This window comes from Thermostichus sp. MS-CIW-23 (assembly GCF_054059455.1).
The window spans coordinates 54,809-74,874 of sequence record NZ_JBSSCC010000003.1 but is presented as its reverse complement, the minus strand read 5'-3'; the positions used below and the strand labels follow the sequence as shown (position 1 = coordinate 74,874).

Genomic DNA, 20,066 nt, shown 5'->3' with positions numbered 1-20,066 from the left:
ACGGTTACAATCAGAAAGGTTAGCACCTAAATATTTCGGGCTGAGGGATCCGGCGAAGGTGGGCTTATCCTAGGGCGCGGTTCTGGGAGAACGCTTTGAGTTCCATTTTGCATAAGGAGTTGGCGTGAGGGTATTCGGGCAGCTGCAGCCGGCACAGCGGCGCAACTTGGGCATTTTGTTTGTGGCTGGGCTGCTCTTTTGGGCCAGTTTATCCTCGCTGCTGCCCACGTTGCCTCTCTACGTCAGAGATGCCGGTGGCACCAGCCAGCAAGTGGGCTGGGTAATGGGGGCCTTTTCGATTGGGTTGCTGGCCTTTCGCCCTGCGTTGGGTCGCCTGGCGGATGGCCACAGCCGGCAGATCGTGCTGCTTATCGGCATGGGGGTGGTGGGGATGGCCCCCATAGGATACTGGCTCTCCGATTGGATCCCATGGGTAGCGCTGGTGCGAGCCTTTCATGGGGTTAGCATCGCCGCTTTTGCCACGGCCTATGTGACTTTGGTGGTGGATTTTGCCCCAGAAGAAAAACGGGGTGAGATCCTGGGCTACATGAGTTTGGTCAATCCGATCGGCGCAGCCATTGGCCCTGCTTTGGGCGGCTTTTTGCAGGAGTTTGCCGGCTATGGCCCTTCGTTTCTCTTCTCTGCTCTGCTGGGGTTGGTGGGCTTTCTTTGTACCCAACTGGTTCGAGAACAGCGGCGTGAGCATTGGGGATCCCTGCCGATGGATGGGGCCTTCTGGAGCTTTCTGGGCAGCCCGAAGGTGCGCTCCCTCGCTTGGGTGATGTTTTTGGTGGGGTTGGCCTTCGGCACCCAGACCACCTTTGTGGCCTTGTTAATCCAAGAAGCCGGAGCTCCCCTGAATCCAGGTCTTTTTTATACGGCAGTGGCCTTTGCCAGCTTTGGAGTGCGCCTGCTCACCGGTCGCGCTTCCGATCGCTATGGGCGGGGGCCATTTATCTCCCTCAGCTTGGCCACCTATGCCTTGGCAATGGGGATCCTGATTGTTGCCAACAGCACCGGCGCTTTTCTGGCTGCTGGGATCGTGGTGGGTTGCGGTTTTGGTACTTTGATCCCTCTCATCTCTGCCCTCGTGGCCGATCGCTCGGAGCCGGCGGAGCGGGGTCGCCTGTTTAGCTTGGTGATGTGCGGGTTTGATTTGGGCATTGGCCTGGCGGGGCCCCTTTTGGGCACCTTAGCAGCGGGATCCGGCTATCGAGCCATGTTTGGCTATGCGGCTCTTCTTTCCTTGGCTTCCTTGGGTTCTTTTCTCTTCTTCTCCAATGGGCGACCGGGGGACTCGCTGCGCTTTGCCTTGGGCCTGGGGCCGGACAGCCTTTCGGGTTGTCTGGAGGACAGCCGCAACCCGACCTCCTGGAGCCACCGGGTCAGCCCGCTCCGCTGGAGACGGGATCCCGTTCATAGATAGTCTCATATCTCTATCAGATCTCCCCTGCTCCACACCTGATCCACACCTGAATTGAGACTCAAGCCCTCTGCAGTTTCTACAGACAAACCGGCCCATTTCTGGAAACTCGCCCTATCCTAAGTTGGAGTTGGTGTACAAAAAGCAACTCTGGGCACGGGCTATGGAAGCGCGGCATTGGCTGGCCCTGATGGGATCCCTGGTGGTCAGTGCCTTCTGGGGATGGGTGGAGTCTGTCTGGGGGGTGACAGTGCGAGTGCAATTGGCCGATACCACTGCCCCTCTGGTGGTAGGCGTTTCTCTCCCTGCCCAACTGATCAACGGTCGGGGAGAGGTGCTGGCAGATCTGCCCCCTATGCAAGGGTTTTTGGCTCAGCCCAGCCCTCAAGGGGTGCGTCTGCATGGGGTGGTTGACCCGGTGCTGTTCATCGAACCTCAGGAGGGTGGCCTGGTGGCAGTGAATGGCCGCTGGTACTCGGGCAAGGTGCTCTTGACTGGCTACAACATGGTGATGGCCATCAACTACGTGGATCTAGAAGACTATGTGGCCAGTGTGGTGGATGCAGAAATGGGATCCCGGTTCTTCCCAGAAGCCCTGAAGGCGCAAGCGGTGGCAGCCCGCAGCTACGTTCTTTACCATCGCAATTCCCGCGGTTGGTTTGATGTGTTTAGCGATACTCGCTCCCAGGTGTACCGAGGGCTTTCCCAGCGGTCGGCAGCCGCCCTGGAAGCAACACAAGCCACCCGTGGTGTGGTCATGGTGTATGGGGGTCAGTTTGTCAATGCCATGTACAGCGCCAGCAGCGGCGGCCAAACCGTCGGGGTGAGTGGGATCCCTTATTTGATGAGCTTACCGGATGTCAGCCCCTATCCCAAGTTTGGGCATGGCATTGGCATGAGCCAGTGGGGCGCCCAAGAATTGGCCCGCCGAGGCTGGACTTACCGCCAAATTTTGGCCTACTACTACCGAGGGGTCAGCTTTGCTCGTTTGCCAGAGTGAGACCTTCAGTGCCCTGATTTGCTCTGTCTCGTCTGCGTCAACCGAACCGCGGCTTTTGGGCCTGAAAGACCTCTTGGGCTTTGGGATCCCCTCGCTGAGGGCGGCGTTGGACTCCACTTCGGTCATGGTGCTAGAGCCGAGATAGTAGCCCCAACGATACACCAGATCCCCAAGGATGCCGTAGTGTCTCAGGGTTTGCAGATCTTTCATCAGGAGCGCACCGTCACGAACGGATCCCACACCAGAAACCCTGCTCTGCTTTTTCGCCATTCGCATCTTCCCTTACAGCATTTTTGGGCCTGACTTTTAACTTGAAGAAGACCCCGTTTTGTTCCCACCTCAGCTTCAATTTTAGGCTTCTGGGAGTGGCCTCATGGGTAGAACACTCTATGTGTCCCAACAGGATTGCTACCTCAGCCTCGACCAGGAACGCCTGGTTGTCAAACGGGCTGGAGCTGTTCTTCAACAGGCTCAATTGCCCCACTTGGATCAGATTTTGATCTTTGGCCATGCCCAAGTCACAACCCAACTGATCCAGAGTTGCCTAGAGCCCAACATCCCCATCGCCTATCTTTCCCACATGGGGTACTGTGCTGGGCCGTCATCAACCGGCAGGTGCTGACCTACAAGCAGTTTGTAAATGATCAGATCCCTGTTTACTTGCCGTTCCTCATCCGCTGAGGGGATCCCACATGCAGCTCTACGTCATCACCTACGACATCCCCGACAACAAACGACGCAAGAAAGTCTCTGACTTGCTTGAAGGCTATGGCCGGCGGGTTCAGTACAGCGTCTTTGAATGCCGACTGGAGCAGCATCAGTACCAAGACTTGAAACGCCGACTTCAACCTCGTCTCCGTTTGCCGGAAGACCACGTTCGTTTCTATCCCCTCACCGACCACACCCTGGCCAAGGTGGAAAGTTGGGGTGGGCCAGGGGTGCTCTCCCCGCCGGGATCCCTTGTTGTTTAGCAATATGAACTATTTTGCCGTTCGCGTTACCGGTGGCAGCAGGATATAGGTACCCATTTATGCTGTTGTTCAAGTGTTCAGGAGGAAGTGGAACTAATGGAAAAATCGGTGGAAACAACAGCCTATTTTCGTCGAAAACTGTTTGCCCTGCTACACGATCCCCAGCTCAAGTCTTTGTATCAGTACAAAAACGGCAAAGGCCCTTGGCAGCAGGTGGCGGAGTTGTATCATCACGGGGCGGAGTTGGAGGAGTGGTGGCAGTCTCATCAGGGGGTGATTTCGGATCATATTGCTGCTGCCTCAGATCGATTGACCATCAGAAACGTCTATAAAGATGCGGAGCAACTGGGCGGGCTTACCCAAGTGGAAGTGCGTCACCCTCTGTCTGGAGAAAAGCAGGATATCCAGATTTGGAATCAGCTAACCGAAGCACAACTGGAAGAGATTCAAAATCGGATCATCCCCTATGAGCAGGTGCGCCATGCAGATCCGGAAAAAGCCTTCTGGTGGTTCTGGCGGTTTTATCCCCAGTTGGTGGTTCAAGAAACTGGGATCAACACTCCCGCCGCTCTTTTGTTGCCTGCCGACACTCGCATCCCAGACTGTCCCATCCACGATCACAACAGTATTGTCTCGGCGCTGGCCGGGGCCTTGTTCCCGCGTGAGTGGCAACCCTCGGATCCGATCTCTCGCGCTGATCTTTATGTTGTTCACCTTCTCTCCAGTGCAAGAGTTTATCAAATCTTCCAGGAAATTATTGGACTTTTGGTCTGGATCCTATCTGCTGCACTACCTGAGTGCCCGCCTCTGCTGGTTCATTGCTGAGCGCTACGGGCCGGATGCCGTGATTACCCCTTCTCTGTGGGGTCAAGAGATCATCGATGCCTGGATCCTGAAGAAGTTCCCGGAGTTTGAGTGCTATTTCCGAGAGATTGACCGGCTTGATAACTGCCATGGAGATGCCCAGGGATCCACTCCCATAACTCGATTCAACGATCACGTGTCCACCAGTCTAAGCACTGCCGGATTTCCCAACGTGATCACGGCTCTGGTGCCCAGAGAAGAGGCCAAAGCCTTTGCAGAAAAAATCACGCAGGAGATGCGCAAAATCTGGAAAGAGGTTGGAACTAAAGTCCGAGATCATATTCGTGAGAGATGTGTACAAACTCTCAATGATAGAGGATCGGAAATATGGGAAAAAATTGCCCCAACCATGGGAACTACCGAAGGATCCCACATCAACTACGAAAGAGAGTTTGAGAAATGGAAGCACCAATCCAATTGGGAATGGAATAAGCTTTGGGAGGCTCAGCTAGATCATACTTGGGAAAGCTATTGGACTCTGGTTCCGCTGGGGGATCCCGACAAGCCTTTGCAAGCCAAAACTAAAGATCCCGACTACAAGTCCTGGAAAGAATCCCAGCAAACTCTAGCTCAAAGCCGATTTGAATTGCCGACCAACCCTGAAGAAAAAGCCTACGGAAATTTGAATGTGGGCACCTGGTGGGGCAGCTTGCAGGCGCGTCTGGGCCAGTCGATTCAGGCCATCAAAAATACCCGTACCTGGCAGGTCCCAGTGGCCCCTGGGGAGCGGTCTACCCTCTCAGGCATGTACAGTGCAGTTCACCCCAATCTGCTCTATCGGGATCGATTCTGTGAAGGGGCAGGGCTACCGGCGGGATCCCTGCGCATGTTCTGGAAACTGATGGCCGAAGTTTATCCGGGGCTTTTCAATGGCTCGGAGATGTTGAACGCGGTGGAACTGACCAAACGCATGGCCTGGAAGTATGGGGGCATTGCCAACTCTCTGGGAGTAGCCGAAGAAGAGGACGATCTGGAAAACCTGATCCGGTTTCCCAACCTCAGCTCCATTGCAGCAGCCCGCTTTGCCCATGATGCTCCCGAAAAGGTGAAACAGTATTGGCACGTGTTGGAGAAGCAGATCCGACAAGTTCTGCCGGAATATCGAGATCGATTTGGATCCCTGACTCGCCGCCCTTTTCAGGTGCCGAAGACGGATGAGCAAATGATTCCTGATCCCCAACCCCTCTCCCAGCGGACGAGGGGAGAAGCACCCTACAACGGAGTGATGTTTTCCAGCAGATGGCTGGTGGACGATCTGGGGCTCCAGGATCCTGAAGATATTGCCCTATTGCGAGAAGCCGTGGATCAAGCCCATCGACAGGTGGGTCTAACCGGGGGCAGTCCCTCCGACTGGTGGGTGATTGTACTGGCGGATGGAGACAACATGGGCAAGTATGTCAGCGGCTCCAGGCTGCACCCCTACGAAACCTACCTGGCCGAAGGAGTTGCCGATCAATTGAAGAAAAATGGCTTGGAGTGGCAGCAGCTTTTGAAGAATGTCAAAAAGCGCATGGGGCCGGCCACCCACGTGGGCCTCAACCGAGCCTTGTTGGATTTCTCCAATCGGCTGGTTCCTTACTTAACGGAAAAACGCTTCTGCGGTCGGGTGGTCTACAGTGGCGGGGATGATGTCATGGCTTTGCTGCCCCTAGAAGATTTGCCCGAATATCTCCTCTCCCTGCGTGCAGCTTGGTGTGGGAAAGCGGATCCCAAAGACGAGTTCAGATTTGAAGGAGGATTTTGGCATCCCCAGCCGGGTAAAGATCTCTCCGGCCTGCCCAATCGTCCCCTTTTCACCATGGGCGAAGGAGCCACCATGAGCATCGGCGTGGTGATCGCCAACAAAGGGATCCCTCTGCCCACCGTCCTGGAAAATCTCTGGGAAGCTGAGAAGCATCGAGCCAAGAAGATCCCTGGCAAGGATGGTCTTTGCTTCCGGGTCATTTACCAATCCGGGAATACCTTGGAGGCCCTGATGAAAGGGGAACTGCTGGAGCAATGGTGGGACTGGTTAAAGCAAGGGCCGGAACTGGATCTGGGGCCAGTGCTATATCGTTTGGCCGAAGAACTGCCGCTGCGCTGTGTGATCTCTGCAAATAACAAGCTGTTTAAGCTGGCCACCACCACGATTTTGGCGCGACTAGACCGAGCTGAGAAGCTGGAACCTGTTCGGGAGCTTTTGGTGAACTGGATCAATGCCTGGGAAAGCTGGGCATTCGAGTTTCAAGGCAAGTCAGAGGCTCTGGGCGCCACTCCGGTAGATTTGGGTAATCTCTTGAGATTCTCAGCCTTTTGGATAGACAAGAAAAAACAACGAGATGATTGGATCAAAAAACCTCAGGAAATTGTTGAAGATTTATTTCCACAAGGCAGGTAATTCTCATGTCTGAAACCCAACTGCACTGGTATGCCCTAGAGCCTGTCGATGTGCTGCTCTTCCGCGAGAGCAAACCTTTTTCTCCCGGCGAGGGATCCTGGGCGAAAGGATTATTTCCCCCTATGCCCACCACGATCTTTCAAGCGCTACGCTCCGCCCTGCCCTACACCTCAGACAAGGCTCGAAATCTCAAGTTCCTGGGGCCATTTCTCCCGGATGAGCGAGATACGCTCTGGCTACCGACTCCCAAAGATCTGTTGGCTACGGGTCAATCGGATCCCCATGCCGATCCAGACACGACCCCAGAAGACAACTTCGAAGAGAAAGTCCGGGGAGACCAATACTCTCGCCTACAGCCGGCTGAGGGGGATCCTTGGAAACCTATCGGCTGGGATGATCAAAAACTCCCGCCCCTGGTGCCCCCCTCTCTCAAAAAAGGGGAGTACATCAAAGGCCGTCCCCACCCCTGGATGCGGGCCTCGGCACTGAGTGCTTATCTCCAAGGATCCCTACCCCATGCCGACGACTTTCATGAGGATCCCTGGGATACCCAGGTGTTACCTCACATCGACATCAAACCCGATACCCGCCAGGTGAAAGATGAAGCTGGCTACTTCACCGAGGTGGCAACCCGACTGCGGTGGGGATGGCGATTGGCGGCAGCCATCAGTGCTCGGATCCCGACCACCACCGTTCGCCTGGGGGGAGAGGGACATCGCGCCTTGGTCACGCCTCTGGAAGATTGGGATCCTGGCATCGATTGGGAGCGATTTCGGCAGGGGACGGGTCGGGTGGCTTATCTCCTCACTCCGGGCCTAGCGCAGCCTGAAGCGGATCCCCGCATCTATCAGGCCTATCCCTCCCAGTGGCAGCCTTATCTGGCGGGATGCGCCACGGATCGGGCCTTGCTATGGGGTGGAATTTCTGCGGTTCGGCGACAGGGCAGTGAGCGATTAGACTTTGCGCTGCTACCTCAACGGGCTTTCATCCCCGCCGGCACAGTGTATCACTTCAAGGAGGATCCACCACTGCCAAGGCAGCTTATAGGCAATCCATGCGCCCAGTCCCAGACCTTTGCATCATTAAATTACGGAACACTTTTGTGGGGAATTGTAAAATGATTCAACCTGACTTTCGCGTTGGCTATCTTTACAGCCTTGCCCCCATCCATTGCGGTGGAGAAGGCGACTTAGGCAATATCCTGGAAATTGCCCGTGAATCTCACACCAACTTTCCCTACATCCCAGGATCCTCTTTACGAGGAAGCCTGCGGAACGAGGTGACACTCCAAGATCCAGAAATCGCTGATACCCTCTTTGGACGGGAACTCCAAAAAGACGGCCAGATGGGGGTTCACCAAGTCTGGTTTGGAGATGCCCGTTTACTGTGGGTGCCGATGCGCACCATGTCTCTAGAGGGATCCGATTCCGTTTTCTGTTGGGTGAGCTGTCATTCCCTACTGCGAGATCACGCCTTGCTGTGCCGTCAGCCTCTTCCAGTTCTCCCCAGAACCCCTGTAGGAACAAAACCTGGTGTTTATGTTGTGGCAGACGCAGAAGTGCATGTTGAGAAACTCCCTGAAGGGCAAACCTTCTCACTGGTTGGGGAGTGGCCTACTGTTTTACAGGGGGATACCCAAAAAACCTGGAAACACAATCGGATCATTCTTCCCAACAGCGATTTCCAGATCTTGATGGAGCACTCCCTTTGGACGCAGATCCGTAACAAGATTCAGGAAGATCCTGAAGGAGCTAACCAAGTAGGCTCGGCAGAAGTGTTTTGGACAGATGTGTGCATCCCTCGTGACACGATTCTTTATTTTACTTGGGGATATAGCCCCCTGCCCTATCAGCAAGATCTCACCCAAGAACATGAGATTTTGATCAACATTCTTCAAGGTTTGTTCCAAGTAGGAGGACAAGCCAACGTTGGACGAGGCTGGGTTCAAGGATGGGTCTCCAATGCTTCTCCGCCCGCTCTACAAGCCAAATCTGAAAACACCGCAGGAGTTTAAGGATGTCGAAAAACAAGTACGCCAAGAGCTCTCCTAAGCCCGTTCCTCCAAATCCCAAATTGGAGAGCAAAGCTAACCAACCCGCCAATAGACAGATCCCCTGTTCCTACGTCGTCTGAGCAACAACCAACAGGCGTGCGCCCGGAGCATATCAGCCTGCTAGCCTATAAACACATCCAACAGTACATAAAATCTCAGGGGAAACAGTCTCTTTCTCAGGAAGATCTCAACGCAGTGCTCCGACTTTCCCAGCACCTGAGAGTTTTTGGCTTACTCTCGGCCATAGGATATGTTAACCAGTCCAATGCTCAAGAGGGTAAAGTAAGACAGAGAACAGTTCCTGTCTGGACTTCTTTATTGGGACAACTGGTTAATGAAAATAATTCCTTAGATTCCAGAGAATTAATGCAGCGGATCCAAACTTTGGCCAGCGACCAACCGGGGGATTTGCAAAATCTCTTGAGCGAACGGTTGCAACAGACCCAACCCCTGGTGAATTTGCTGGTGGTGGATTTGGAACCGGTGGACATTCCCCTGTGCCAATCCCTGCGCCGCCGTTACCCCCACCTGCCCATCCTCGCCCTGGGCCCCCCGGTGAGCCGGGATCAGCTTTTACAATTTCAACAACTGGGGCTAGCGGCGTATGTGGAACGGTACACCCCGGCGGCGACCCTCTGGCAATGGATGCAGGCCATCTTGGGGGCTATTCCCCCTGGTTGCAACCGGCCATCCTCACCCCCCGCTGGCGTTCCGAGTTGTATACCCAGGGTTTGGCGCAAATTGAGACGGCCCTGGCGCAATGCCAGCAATGGGCCCAACGTCCCCGTCCCTGGCTGGCAACCCAGATCACCCGGGGGCGCATCCGGGAATTGCACGCCGCCCGCCGGTTGATCACCTGGCTGTGGCGACCGGGAGCCGTGTTGGCCCCCCCGCCGTGGCGACTCCCCCCCCTGCCCTCCCCAGTGGGGAACGATTGAGCCAGGTGCGGCAAAAATTCAACCAACCCCTGACCAACACCAGCAATCTATTATTGGAAACCGACCTGCTCCGGTTTGAAAAACAACGGGAACTGTGGAATACCATTCTCAATCGGTGGGAAGCCCTGCTGGCGGAATTGCTCGAAGCCCGCATCACCCCCGAGGCACTGACCCCCCGTTGCCCCGAGTTGGTGGAACGGCTGTGGCAGGAAGCCCTGACGGATTTTGTCGGACGTTATTACACCATTGACGGGCAGGATGTGATTGACATCCTCCTAGCACAACGGGACACGGTGCGCGCCCTGATTTTAGACAAAATTCCCCTGGTCAAGGACCTTTTTAGCTTTCATCTCTTTCAAACGCCCCTGGGCATTGATGGGGTCTTGTATGCGGCCAACAGCCAAATCGCCAGCGACCACGCCGCCATCCTCCTGGAAAATCTGGTGATCCAGGTCGCCAACGGGGTGGTGCAACCCCTGCTCAACTGCTTTCCCCACCATGAATCGGTGAAGCAACGGTTTTATCGCCGCAACCTGCTCTCTACCCGGGAAACCGAACGGCTCCGCAACCAACTTTCCCAACGCTACCGCTGGCAACGCTACTGGGACGAACCCCGGGCGATTTTTGAGAGTTGTTATCAACTTTTGCGTATCCAAGACCAGGCGATTGTCCTGTACCCGGTGTATGCGGGGCGCACGGCGGAACTGGCCCAACTCCGGGGCATTCCCTGGCTGGTCACCCTCTGGTTGGAGTTTCAAGATGCGGTGGCACCCATACTGCGGGCGGTGGCAAATTACATTGGCCGTACCAGTGCCTACCTGCTCACCCGGATCATTGGGCGGGGCTTGGGCTTGATTGGGCGGGGGATTTTGCAGGGTATTGGCAGTACATTGCAAAACAATCGCTCCCAAGAATCCTCCCAGTTATAATCCATCCCATCCGTAATATTTGATAGCAATTTGGCGTCCTGAGCATTAAAACTTGCTTAAGGCAGGGGCGCCGTCGGGTTGCCTTTGTGTTTCAATTTAATTGAATTGAGAATAATATTTATTATGTTCAGGTCTAAAGTTATTACAAACGCCACTAATAATCAAGGAGGTTCTGGTGCCACATTCAGGGAGTCAGCCGGGAAATAACGGTCAAAAACTGGGTTTTACCTATGTCAACGAGGCGGCAGTGAGCCGGGCTAAGCCGGGAATTGCTAGTGAAGGTAATTTGCAAATAATGCCCCTATCTCAAATGCGGGCAGGGGAACGGGTGCGGGTGGTGCGGGTGGATTGTGATGATGCCAATCCCCGGTTGGTGGGCATGGGCATTACCCAGGGGGCGGTGCTGACGGTGCTGAGCCATCTGGATTCCGGGTCGGTGCTGGTGGAATGTCAAGGTCAGCGGTGGGGGTTGGGGGCGGGTATGGCGGAACGGATTGGTGTCGAGCGATGGGAGGCGGCAATGCCCAGGATGACCTTGGGGGAGGCGACTATTGGCAGTCGGGTGCGGGTGGTGGGCTATGCGCCGGGAGCGGGGGATTACAAGCGGAAATTGCTGGGGATGGGCTTAACGCCGGGGACGATCCTGCAGGTGAAACGCCATGCGCCCTTGGGAGACCCGACGGAAATTGAGGTGCGGGGGTTTGCCCTGAGTCTGCGCAAAGGGGAAGCGGCGGTGCTGCAGGTAGTGCCGGTGGAGGGAGAAGCAAATTTAGGGAGCGATGGGCAATGAGCAAGCGGACGATTGCCTTACTGGGAAATCCCAACTGTGGGAAAACGACCCTATTCAATGCCTTGACGGGGGCGCGCCAACGGGTGGGGAATTGGCCCGGGGTGACGGTGGAACGCAAGGAGGGCACCTACCGGGATCAGGGGCAAACGGTGACGGTGGTGGATTTGCCGGGGATTTATTCCCTGGATGTGGCAGCGGGGGGCACGGGGCTGGATGAACAGGTGGCACGGGATTACCTGCTCAGCGGTGAAGCCAACCTGGTGGTGAATATCCTGGATGCCAGCAATCTGGAGCGGAATCTTTACCTGACGACCCAGCTTTTGGAAATGGGGGTGCCGCTGGTAATTGCCCTGAACATGATGGATCAAGCGGAAGGGCGGGGGATACGGATTGACGTGGCTGGTTTGCAACAGCGGTTGGGCTGTCCGGTCGTGCCTTTGTGTGCCCATCGGGGGCGGGGGGTGGCAGAACTTAAGGCAGTCATCCGGCAGGCATTGACCCAGCCGCAGGGGGCGGGGGTGCGCCCTGTTTATCCCCCGGTGATCGAGCAAGCCTTTACCGAACTTTCCCATACAGCAGGTCTGGGTTCCCCTTGGGCGGTGCTGTACGGGTTGCAAGCGGTGGATGGGGCGAACGTTGCACCGGTGTTAGAAACCCATCGGCAGGAGATTTTTCAAACCTTGGGGGAAGACATTGACCTCTTGGTTGCCGATGTCCGTTACACCTGGATTCGGGAGGTGATGGGGGCGACGGTCACTTTCGCTGGGCAGGTTAGCCAAACGCTTTCGGATCGGATTGACCGCTGGGTGTTGCACCGGTGGCTGGGGATTCCCATCTTCCTCGGGGTGATGTACCTCATGTTCTTCGTGGCGATGAATGTGGGGGGAGCCTTTGTGGATTTTTTTGATATAGGGGTGGGCACGATTGCGGTGAAGGGCACGGCGCATCTGTTGACCCAACTCCATGCACCCGGCTGGTTGATTGGGCTGTTGGCGGACGGGGTGGGGGGTGGCATTCAAACGACGGCGACCTTCATTCCCCAAATTGGCTTATTGTTTGTCTTTTTATCGGTGTTGGAGGATTCCGGGTATTTGGCGCGGGCGGCGTTTGTGATGGACCGGCTGATGCGGTGGATTGGCTTGCCGGGGAAGTCCTTTGTGCCGATGCTGGTGGGGTTTGGGTGCAATATCCCCGCCATTATGGCGACCCGTACCCTGGAAAATCGGCGGGATCGGTTGATGACGATTCTGATGAACCCGTTTATGTCCTGCGGGGCGCGGCTGTCCGTGTATGCCCTGTTTGGGGCGGCGTTTTTTCCGAAAAATGCCCAAAATGTGGTGTTTCTGCTTTACCTGATTGGCATTGGGGCGGCGGTGTTTACGGGTTTGGTTATGAAAAGCACCCTGCTACAGGGGATAGCGGCTCCCTTCATTATGGAATTGCCGCCCTACCATTTGCCCACGCTCAAGGGGGTAGCCATCCACGCCTGGGGACGGTTGCAAGCGTTTATTACCAAAGCGGGGCGGATGATTATCGTGATGGTGGTGATTTTGGGCTTTTTAAATTCGGTGGGAACGGATGGTTCCTTTGGGAAACAGGACAGTACCGATTCCCTGCTCAGTGCGGTTGGGCGGCAGATTACGCCGGTATTTGCACCGATGGGCGTGCAACCGGAGAATTGGCCGGCAACGGTGGGGATATTTACCGGGACGTTTGCCAAGGAGGTGATGGTGGGAACCATGAATTCCCTCTATGGGCAGTTGGCGCAGGCGGAAGCGGCAGATAGTGGGGAACCACCGGCGGCATTTGACCTGTGGGGTGGTCTCCAGGAAGCAGTTGCCAGCATTCCCCAAAATTTTGCCGCCCTAGGGGAGCAGTTGCTGGACCCGCTGGGGATGGGGGTAGTCCGCAGGAGTGGGGATGAGGAGGCAGTGGCGGAGGAGTTGGGGGTGCAGACGACTACCTTTGGGCAGATGGCTTCCCGCTTTGGCAGTACTACGGCGGCGATTGCGTTTCTGCTGTTTGTCCTGCTGTATTTCCCCTGTGTGTCGGCAACGGCGGCGGTTTATCGGGAAACCAATCTGGGCTGGACGGTGTTTATCGCTTGTTGGACAACCGGGCTAGCCTATTGGGTTGCCACCTTTTATTACCAGTTCATGACTTTTAATGAACACCCCGCACGTTCCCTGTTGTGGGTATTGGGACTCATGCTGGTACAGTTGGGGGTTTTGTGGGGATTGCGTGCCGTCAGTAGCCCCCGTTTGCGGCGGGTACCCTCCGGGAGGTAAGGGATGCTCTTGCAAGACCTACAACGTTATCTGCAAACGCACCGGCAAGTTTCGTTGACCAAATTATGTCAACACTGGCAAATGGATGCGGATGCCCTGCGTCCGATCCTGGATGTATTAATTCGCAAAGGGCGGGTGCGCCCCGTACACCAGCGGAAGTGTGGGGGCTGTCACTCCTGCGCCTCAACGGATTTAGAACTGTACGAGTGGGTAGAAAAACCATCTTAATGGGGGATCAATTTTAGGGATAAGTCGTGTTGTTCAGAACGTTTTTCAGAATAAATTACGAGCCAACCGAATGTACCAATTAAGTGAATTGTTGGAATTTCTGAGTAATTTCTAAGTCAGCAAAACGGCGAATAAACCGCACAGCGCAATACCATCAAAAACCCCAGCCCCACCAATACTAAGAATGCCTGGAGTCATCCGCTCAATTTGGGGCAGGTGTAACAGGTCAGCCCCAATTAGTGTTCCCAATACACCGCCAGCAAAGGCAATCGGTGCTGCCACAACATCAGACCCCGCCGTTAATAGCACAGAAGTCATCGCCGCCGTTAGGGGAGCAATCAAGGCATTCATTTGAATCCCAATCCCCGGCACCACCTGGGCAGAATAATAACTAACTATTGTCACCACAGCCGTGACAAGCACAATCAAAATTGGCGAAACACAGGTAAACTGATAAATGGCCAATAGGGTTGGAATCAGACCACCCCCGACATTCAACGCCACAATCGTTTTCTGTTCAATTCGCCTTAAGGGAATACCCCAAAAGAAGCGCATCGTCCACAATCGATCCAAATCAGGTACCATAGCTACTTTGGAAACTCTCTCATAAAGGGGGATATTAATCGTACTCCCAATAATTACTAGGGTCAGCAGCACAAGAGATAGGTTAGGAGAAAATCCGAGCTTTGCAACAGCAACTTGAACCGCATCTAGGGTAACCACCAACCAGAGAAACGGGAAGGCTAAGAGCAGGAGTAAAAAGAGTAGATAGGCAGTCGCTTCCCTTCGGGGAAGTGGAATTAATGGAAACTCTGGTCGTACAGCCGCTGAATCGCACAGCACAGGCGGGTCGCTTCCCTTCGGGGAAGTGGAATTAATGAAAACAAACAAACTATGGCAGCCAGGGAAACTGGCGAAAGTTAGGTGGGCGCTTTTCCAAAAAGGCGCGTTTGCCCTCAGCAGCTTCTTCGGTCATGTAGAACAGCAACGTCGCATCTCCGGCCAGCTCCTGCAGCCCCACCTGCCCATCGCAGTCGGCGTTGAAGGCGGCTTTGAGGCAGCGGATGGCTAAGGGGCTGTGCTGGAGAATTTCTTGCGCCCAGCGGATCCCTTCAGCTTCCAGCTCTTCCACCGGCACCACGGCATTGACCAGACCCATCTCTAGGGCTTGGGCTGCGGTGTATTGGCGGCAGAGGAACCAAATCTCGCGGGCTTTTTTTTGCCCCACCACTCGCGCCAGGTAGGCGGCCCCAAAGCCCCCATCGAAGCTGCCCACCCTAGGGCCGGTTTGCCCAAAGATGGCATTATCGGCGGCAATGGTCAGGTCGCAGATGAGATGCAAAACATGGCCACCCCCAATGGCGTAGCCTGCCACTAGGGCAATCACCACCTTGGGCAAAGAGCGGATGATGCGCTGCAGATCCAGCACATTGAGACGAGGGATCCCGGCCTCATCCAGGTAACCGGCCTCGCCCCGTACGCTTTGATCCCCGCCGGCGCAGAAGGCATACTTCCCATCGGTATGGGGCCCGGCGCCTGTTAAGAGCACTACTCCAATCCTGGGATCCTCTCGCACATCGGCAAACGCATCAATCAGCTCGGCAATGGTCTTGGGGCGGAAGGCGTTGCGCTTGTGGGGACGGTTGATGGTGATCTTGGCAATGCCATCCGTTTTTTCGTAAAGAATGTCTTCGTAGAGCTTGGCCGTCTGCCACATGGTGTCTGGGTGTATCTATTGGGATGCCGGGCCAGGAGAGTTCCGTTTGGCTGATGGGGGCTCACTATGAGGAGCACCTGGGTACTCTGCACCGCTACCGCGAACGGCCTGAAAAGGCTAGGTAGAACGGTTGGTCGCTTGGATGAGGGCTTCCACCAATCCTTCCAAAGTATACTCCTGGGCTGCGATGTCCACTCGACCAAATGCAGCCTTGCAGGTTGCGGCCGTCTTGGGGCCAATGGCGGCAATCTGCACGGGTGGATCCCAGATCTCAGGGCCTAGCCCTGCCTGCTGGATCAAGTGGGCAAAATGCTGTACTGTCTTGGAGCTGGCAAAGGTGAGGATGTCCACCTGGTGGGCTTTAAGAGCTTCCAGGACCTGGGGATCCGCTGCTGCTGGACAGGCGGACTGATAGGCGGCCACCTCCACCACCTCTGCTCCTCGCTGCCGCAACCCCTGTACCAGCTCCTCCCGCCCTCCTGACTCAACGCGGGGAAAGAGGATGCGCTGCCCCTGCACTGGCTGCGGCCAAATGGGTAGCAGGGCTTCGGCCACAAACTCGGAGGGCATCAGATCCGGGCGAATGCCGTACTGGGCCAGCACGGAAGCGGTTTTGGATCCCACCACCGCCACTTGCAGGGAGTGGAGTGCTCGGCTATCTCGCCCCTGCCGCTGCAGCCGCTCAAAGAAAGCCTGCACTCCATTGGCAGAGGTCAGCAGCAGCCAGTCGAATTGTTCCAGGTTGGCAATGGCTGTATCCAAGGGATCCCAACAGGTGGGCGGCTGGATCACCAGAGTCGGCATTTCCAGCACCCGCGCCCCCTGGGCCTGCAGCAACTCACAAAAAGCTGGTGATTGCCCCTCGGAACGGGTGACGAGAACCGTCTTGCCTGCCAGGGGAGCCGGCGGAGGCAAAGGAGGGATCCCCGGCAAAAAGTCCTGCCGCAGCCGCACCACCTCCCCAACCACCAGTAGGCCCGGCAACTTTGCCTCACTCTCCCCCTGCTGCAGCTCGGCCAAGGTGCCCACCCACACCTGCTGCTCTGCTTGCCCCGCTCCCCAGATCACAGCCACCGGTCGGTCTGCCGGGATCCCAGACTCCACCAGCCGTGCGCCAATGTGCTGTCGCTGCCGGGATCCCATCAAAATCACCAAAGTATCCAACTGGGCCAGGGCGCTCCAGGGCAAGGCCTCTAGATCGTGGGCAGTCAGCACGGCAAAAACGCGGCTTAAGTGCTTATCGGTCAGGGGGATCCCTGCCCAGAGGGGGCCAGCCAGGGCCGACGACAACCCCGGCCAAATCTCAAAGGGACAGCCCGCCTCCCTAAGGGCTTGGATCTCCTCGCGAGCGCGGCCAAAGATCAAGGGATCCCCTGACTTGAGGTGAACCACCTGTTTGCCTTCTCGGCAGCGCTGGATGAGCCAGTGGATGCCCTCCTGGAGGCTTCCTGGCCCAGAGCGTCGCCACACCTGCGCCTGCGGCGGCAACTCTGCCAACAAGCGCTCATCCACCAGCTCGTCGATCCAGATAGCCTCAGCCTGCCGTAGGATCTCCAGTGCTCCCTGCGTCAGGCCCGCCCGCCCGCCCAGCCCTGCCCCCACTAGATACACCTTGCCCATGCCCTACCCCTTGGAATGTCGATCTTGCCCCTTGTAAGAAGGGGATCCCGCTTGCTTTGCAAATATAAATCGAAGACGCCTCCCAACAGCTCCTCTTCCAAGGGGTGGCCAGCCTGAGGAAAAACTGGTCTACTTGCGAGATACTGAAAGCGTGGCCGCCTGAGGATCCCTGCCTATGTCCGGTGTAACTCCAGAGCCTTGGCCGCGGCGGCGTTTTTTGGCCAGTGGAGCTGCTCTGCTAGCAGTAGGAGCGGGCTCCCGCCCCTCTTCGGCCAGATCCCGGCCCTTGCGACTGGTCACCAACTGGTACGCCCAGGCCGAACACGGCGGCTTTTACCAAGCCCTGGCCACTGGCATCTACGCCGACTACGGTCTGCAGGTGGAAATCCGCATGGGAGGAACGGCGGTTAACGTGCTGCAACTGCTAGCCGGGGGAGCGGCAGATTTTGTGCTCGGCGGCAGCCCCGACGCTCTGGCGGCTCTGCAAGCTGGGATCCCTGTTCTTACCGTGGCCGCCTTTTTCCAGAAGGATCCCCAGTGTCTCTTGGCCCATCCAGGGGTGGGCATCGAGCGCCTGGAAGACCTGCGGGGCAAGCCCATCTGGGTGTCACCGGGGGCCAACCTCACCTACTGGCCTTTTTTGCGGGCCAAATTTGGCTTTACCGACGAGCAGAAGCGCCCCTACAACCTCAGCCTCACGCCCTTCTTGCTGGACAAGTCTTCTGCCCAGCAGGGCTATGTGACCTCCGAGCCCTTCCGCGTGCGCCAGGAGGGGGGCTTTGATCCCGTCGTTTTTCTGCTGGCCGACTACGGCTATTCCCCCTACGCCACCACCCTGGAGACCACCCGCCCCTTTGCCGAACAGCACCCGGAGCAGGTGCGAAAATTTGTAGCTGCCTCCATCCAGGGCTGGCAGAGCTACCTAGAGGATCCCCGCCCCGGCAACCGCCTCATCCGCCAAGACAACCCCAACATGAGCGAGGCCCTCCTGGCCTACGCCCACCAAGCCCTAAAAGACTACGGCCTTCTCACCAGTGGAGATGCCGCCACGCTGGGGATCGGCGCCATGACCCACCAGCGCTGGCAAACCTACTTTCAGGAGATGGTGGCCCTGGGGATCGGCGCAGCGGGTCTGGAGGTTCGCCAAGCCTATACCCTCGACTTCCTCCCCGGCCCCACTGCCTAAGGGATCCCCACTTCCATCGCCGCCAAACTGTGCAAAAGCGGGGATCCCTGCATCCCCAGCTCATGGCGCCGGTGCATTTGGTTTGTCAGCAAGTAGGCCAAAGGTGGGTGGCCGCTCAGCCGTTGGCGGGGGTGGGGCAGATGGTCGTTGCCGAACTGGTGGCGGTACTCCTCCGAGTCGATAAAGGCATTGACCATGGCCTGCAAGCCCTGGTGCACCAAAATGTCGTGGTAGGCGGCCACCTCCTCCTTGCTGGCCGGGGCCCGTCCCAAAAAGTGCTTGAAGCCCTGCTCTACACAGCGGGTGTTGCAGCCGGCACTGAAAAAGAGTTGCCGGTAGAGCCGGGATCCCCCGATTTGACGAACCAAACGTTTGATCCCAATCCGCCCGCGGAGAAAGTCCTGCTCGATTTTCTCCAGTTCTCCCGCTTTCTCGTGCTGGTAGGGCTGGCGTTCCAAAAGCTGCTGATAGGCGGCCCGCAACAGGTTTTGCAACGTTTGCGGATCCTGCCGCTGCTGGCGCGATTCCATAACCCTAGCTCCCAATCGACGAAGCCAACAAAAACAGAAAAGATCGATTTACAGACAAAATGGGGGACTACTTTAAAGAAATTATGAAGGGAATAGCAAATGGCTCGATACGCTTTTACGGCGGACTTCAGCACATCCCTCTGCAACAAAACTGCCAACAAAAGACTATGAAGAGCCTACTTGAGATTTACCTTGACGATAGAACAACCGACGTAGATCCGCGATAAATATTTACAAAAGGGTTGTCGTTGGCTCTGATTTACGTGATTTCACTTTGTGGCTTTCTGGGCGATAAAAAGATTCCATGTTTATACGTAGTTAAGGATTATGACATTTTCATCCAAGATGACCTCATCCAAATCCAAAATAAAGTAAAGAATATAGCCTTCCCCAGAGTTGCTTGTGCGGGACTCATCACTGAGGTGACCTACATTTAACTTTAATCGACTGGGAAATCAGGTGTTGCCGTAGACCTGCAGAAGGACTGCAGGGAAGGGAGTTAATTGTTGTGATTTGTTTGCGTTGCTTATGCAGTAGATCCTGCCCGCCGGGGTTTTTTGTCTGCCCTTAATGTGGATCCCGTCTATGGTTAAACAAATCCGGCTAGAGCCTTTATCTCGCGTCTCGGAGGTCGATACCTACAGCAATCTGCTGTCGGCCATTTTGTCGGAGGAGCTGCAGGTTTCGCGGGAATGTAACGGTCGCGGCCTCTGCGCCACCTGTCATGTTTACGTCAAAGAGGGAATGGAAAGCCTCACTCCCATCACCCCCCGCGAGGCCAAGACTCTGGAGACCATTACCAGCGCCCGCAGCAATTCTCGTCTGGCCTGCCAGGCCAGGGTGGTTTCCGATGGCGTGGTGGTGGAGCTGCCGCCGGGAATGTACGTGAACTCTCTGAAAGATATCGAAGTGCTCATCGGTCGGCGGGCCGAACAAGACCTGCTGCACCCACGGACGGGGAAGGTTTTGGTGGAGCAGGGCAAGATCATCACTCGCTCTACTGTTAAGCAGCTAGAAAATGAGGACTTCCGCATCATTGGCAATACGCTGGCCCAAACTCGGGAAGTTTGATGGATTGTCGATATTCAGGGATCCCTTGGGCTCAGCGGGCATTGTCTTATAGACAATCAACCAAGGATTGAACAATGTTGG

General features: G+C 56.1%; 19 protein-coding genes. 15 read left to right on the top strand and 4 right to left on the bottom strand.

Going from position 1 to position 20,066, the window contains the following annotated elements; genetic code table 11:
* The first annotated feature begins 124 nt into the window (after window positions 1-124).
* The 13 genes from ACVW0B_RS02095 to ACVW0B_RS02035 all read left to right on the top strand — a co-directional run bounded on the left by ACVW0B_RS02095 (window position 125) and on the right by ACVW0B_RS02035 (window position 13,861).
* Window positions 125-1,426, top strand: a complete 1,302-nt coding sequence (locus ACVW0B_RS02095) for an MFS transporter (protein WP_457490826.1) — start codon at window positions 125-127, stop codon at window positions 1,424-1,426.
* A gap of 130 nt (window positions 1,427-1,556) precedes the next feature.
* Window positions 1,557-2,423, top strand: coding sequence for a SpoIID/LytB domain-containing protein (locus ACVW0B_RS02090; RefSeq protein ID WP_457490542.1), 867 nt, complete (start codon window positions 1,557-1,559; stop codon window positions 2,421-2,423).
* A 373-nt stretch (window positions 2,424-2,796) separates the two neighbouring features.
* Window positions 2,797-3,045 carry a CRISPR-associated endonuclease Cas1 gene (locus tag ACVW0B_RS02085; protein ID WP_457490825.1) on the top strand — a complete coding sequence of 83 codons (249 nt, stop codon included), beginning with the start codon at window positions 2,797-2,799 and terminating at the stop codon, window positions 3,043-3,045.
* 70 nt (window positions 3,046-3,115) lie between these two features.
* On the top strand, window positions 3,116-3,394 hold the full coding sequence (cas2, locus tag ACVW0B_RS02080; protein WP_414421458.1) for a CRISPR-associated endonuclease Cas2: 279 nt from the start codon (window positions 3,116-3,118) through the stop codon (window positions 3,392-3,394).
* Window positions 3,395-3,490: 96 nt separating this feature from the next.
* Window positions 3,491-4,219, top strand: coding sequence for a hypothetical protein (locus ACVW0B_RS02075; protein WP_457490824.1), 729 nt, complete (start codon window positions 3,491-3,493; stop codon window positions 4,217-4,219).
* On the top strand, window positions 4,152-6,635 hold the full coding sequence (cas10, locus tag ACVW0B_RS02070; protein ID WP_457490823.1) for a type III-B CRISPR-associated protein Cas10/Cmr2: 2,484 nt from the start codon (window positions 4,152-4,154) through the stop codon (window positions 6,633-6,635). The genes ACVW0B_RS02075 and cas10 overlap by 68 nt, the downstream gene beginning before the upstream one ends.
* A gap of 5 nt (window positions 6,636-6,640) precedes the next feature.
* Window positions 6,641-7,756, top strand: coding sequence for a type III-B CRISPR module-associated Cmr3 family protein (locus tag ACVW0B_RS02065; protein ID WP_457490822.1), 1,116 nt, complete (start codon window positions 6,641-6,643; stop codon window positions 7,754-7,756).
* Window positions 7,690-8,649 carry an RAMP superfamily CRISPR-associated protein gene (locus tag ACVW0B_RS02060; protein ID WP_457490821.1) on the top strand — a complete coding sequence of 320 codons (960 nt, stop codon included), beginning with the start codon at window positions 7,690-7,692 and terminating at the stop codon, window positions 8,647-8,649. The genes ACVW0B_RS02065 and ACVW0B_RS02060 overlap by 67 nt, the downstream gene beginning before the upstream one ends.
* 405 nt (window positions 8,650-9,054) lie before the next feature.
* The gene (locus ACVW0B_RS02055) at window positions 9,055-9,540 is read left to right on the top strand and encodes a hypothetical protein (RefSeq protein WP_457490820.1); all 486 of its coding nucleotides are present in this window, start codon (window positions 9,055-9,057) and stop codon (window positions 9,538-9,540) included.
* Window positions 9,541-9,583: 43 nt separating this feature from the next.
* The gene (locus ACVW0B_RS02050; RefSeq protein ID WP_414421451.1) at window positions 9,584-10,555 is read left to right on the top strand and encodes a DUF3685 domain-containing protein; all 972 of its coding nucleotides are present in this window, start codon (window positions 9,584-9,586) and stop codon (window positions 10,553-10,555) included.
* Window positions 10,556-10,850: 295 nt separating this feature from the next.
* A complete protein-coding gene (locus tag ACVW0B_RS02045; RefSeq protein ID WP_457490819.1) occupies window positions 10,851-11,345 on the top strand; it encodes a ferrous iron transport protein A in 495 nt (164 codons plus the stop codon).
* Window positions 11,342-13,633 carry a Fe(2+) transporter permease subunit FeoB gene (gene feoB, locus ACVW0B_RS02040; RefSeq protein ID WP_457490818.1) on the top strand — a complete coding sequence of 764 codons (2,292 nt, stop codon included), beginning with the start codon at window positions 11,342-11,344 and terminating at the stop codon, window positions 13,631-13,633. The genes ACVW0B_RS02045 and feoB overlap by 4 nt, the downstream gene beginning before the upstream one ends.
* Before the next feature lie 3 nt (window positions 13,634-13,636).
* Window positions 13,637-13,861, top strand: a complete 225-nt coding sequence (locus ACVW0B_RS02035; protein WP_099812439.1) for a FeoC-like transcriptional regulator — start codon at window positions 13,637-13,639, stop codon at window positions 13,859-13,861.
* 111 nt (window positions 13,862-13,972) lie between these two features.
* Here the strand turns inward: ACVW0B_RS02035 and ACVW0B_RS02030 are convergent, their stop codons facing one another.
* From ACVW0B_RS02030 to cobA, 3 genes are all read right to left on the bottom strand, one after another.
* Window positions 13,973-14,662, bottom strand: a complete 690-nt coding sequence (locus ACVW0B_RS02030; protein ID WP_457482422.1) for a DUF1614 domain-containing protein — start codon at window positions 14,660-14,662, stop codon at window positions 13,973-13,975.
* A 91-nt stretch (window positions 14,663-14,753) separates the two neighbouring features.
* Window positions 14,754-15,578 carry a 1,4-dihydroxy-2-naphthoyl-CoA synthase gene (gene menB, locus ACVW0B_RS02025; protein ID WP_011432215.1) on the bottom strand — a complete coding sequence of 275 codons (825 nt, stop codon included), beginning with the start codon at window positions 15,576-15,578 and terminating at the stop codon, window positions 14,754-14,756.
* 117 nt (window positions 15,579-15,695) lie between these two features.
* The gene (cobA, locus tag ACVW0B_RS02020; RefSeq protein WP_457490817.1) at window positions 15,696-17,198 is read right to left on the bottom strand and encodes a uroporphyrinogen-III C-methyltransferase; all 1,503 of its coding nucleotides are present in this window, start codon (window positions 17,196-17,198) and stop codon (window positions 15,696-15,698) included.
* A 175-nt stretch (window positions 17,199-17,373) separates the two neighbouring features.
* On the opposite strand from cobA, the gene ACVW0B_RS02015 reads away from it, so the two are divergent.
* On the top strand, window positions 17,374-18,384 hold the full coding sequence (locus ACVW0B_RS02015) for an ABC transporter substrate-binding protein (RefSeq protein WP_414344061.1): 1,011 nt from the start codon (window positions 17,374-17,376) through the stop codon (window positions 18,382-18,384).
* Here the strand turns inward: ACVW0B_RS02015 and ACVW0B_RS02010 are convergent.
* Window positions 18,381-18,914 (bottom strand): phycobilisome rod-core linker polypeptide, encoded by a 534-nt coding sequence (locus ACVW0B_RS02010; RefSeq protein ID WP_457490816.1) that lies wholly within the window; start codon window positions 18,912-18,914, stop codon window positions 18,381-18,383. The two genes, ACVW0B_RS02015 and ACVW0B_RS02010, sit on opposite strands and share 4 nt — an antisense overlap.
* A gap of 585 nt (window positions 18,915-19,499) precedes the next feature.
* On the opposite strand from ACVW0B_RS02010, the gene ACVW0B_RS02005 reads away from it, so the two are divergent.
* Entirely contained in the window at window positions 19,500-19,985 is a 486-nt protein-coding gene (locus ACVW0B_RS02005) for a 2Fe-2S iron-sulfur cluster-binding protein (RefSeq protein WP_457490815.1), read from the top strand.
* Window positions 19,986-20,066 lie beyond the last annotated feature (81 nt).

Excerpts from the sequence above, each read along its gene's own strand:
- ACVW0B_RS02015 (WP_414344061.1), top strand. The coding sequence starts at position 17,374 with ATGTCCGGTGTAACTCCAGAGCCTTGGCCGCGGCGGCGTTTTTTGGCC.
- ACVW0B_RS02045 (WP_457490819.1), top strand. The coding sequence starts at position 10,851 with ATGCCCCTATCTCAAATGCGGGCAGGGGAACGGGTGCGGGTGGTGCGG.
- cas2 (WP_414421458.1), top strand. The coding sequence starts at position 3,116 with ATGCAGCTCTACGTCATCACCTACGACATCCCCGACAACAAACGACGC.
- ACVW0B_RS02075 (WP_457490824.1), top strand. The coding sequence starts at position 3,491 with ATGGAAAAATCGGTGGAAACAACAGCCTATTTTCGTCGAAAACTGTTT.
- ACVW0B_RS02005 (WP_457490815.1), top strand. The coding sequence starts at position 19,500 with ATGGTTAAACAAATCCGGCTAGAGCCTTTATCTCGCGTCTCGGAGGTC.
- ACVW0B_RS02060 (WP_457490821.1), top strand. The coding sequence starts at position 7,690 with ATGCGCCCAGTCCCAGACCTTTGCATCATTAAATTACGGAACACTTTT.
- cobA (WP_457490817.1), bottom strand. The coding sequence starts at position 17,198 with ATGGGCAAGGTGTATCTAGTGGGGGCAGGGCTGGGCGGGCGGGCGGGC.
- ACVW0B_RS02010 (WP_457490816.1), bottom strand. The coding sequence starts at position 18,914 with ATGGAATCGCGCCAGCAGCGGCAGGATCCGCAAACGTTGCAAAACCTG.
- ACVW0B_RS02035 (WP_099812439.1), top strand. The coding sequence starts at position 13,637 with ATGCTCTTGCAAGACCTACAACGTTATCTGCAAACGCACCGGCAAGTT.
- feoB (WP_457490818.1), top strand. The coding sequence starts at position 11,342 with ATGAGCAAGCGGACGATTGCCTTACTGGGAAATCCCAACTGTGGGAAA.
- ACVW0B_RS02085 (WP_457490825.1), top strand. The coding sequence starts at position 2,797 with ATGGGTAGAACACTCTATGTGTCCCAACAGGATTGCTACCTCAGCCTC.
- ACVW0B_RS02055 (WP_457490820.1), top strand. The coding sequence starts at position 9,055 with ATGCAGCGGATCCAAACTTTGGCCAGCGACCAACCGGGGGATTTGCAA.
- menB (WP_011432215.1), bottom strand. The coding sequence starts at position 15,578 with ATGTGGCAGACGGCCAAGCTCTACGAAGACATTCTTTACGAAAAAACG.
- ACVW0B_RS02065 (WP_457490822.1), top strand. The coding sequence starts at position 6,641 with ATGTCTGAAACCCAACTGCACTGGTATGCCCTAGAGCCTGTCGATGTG.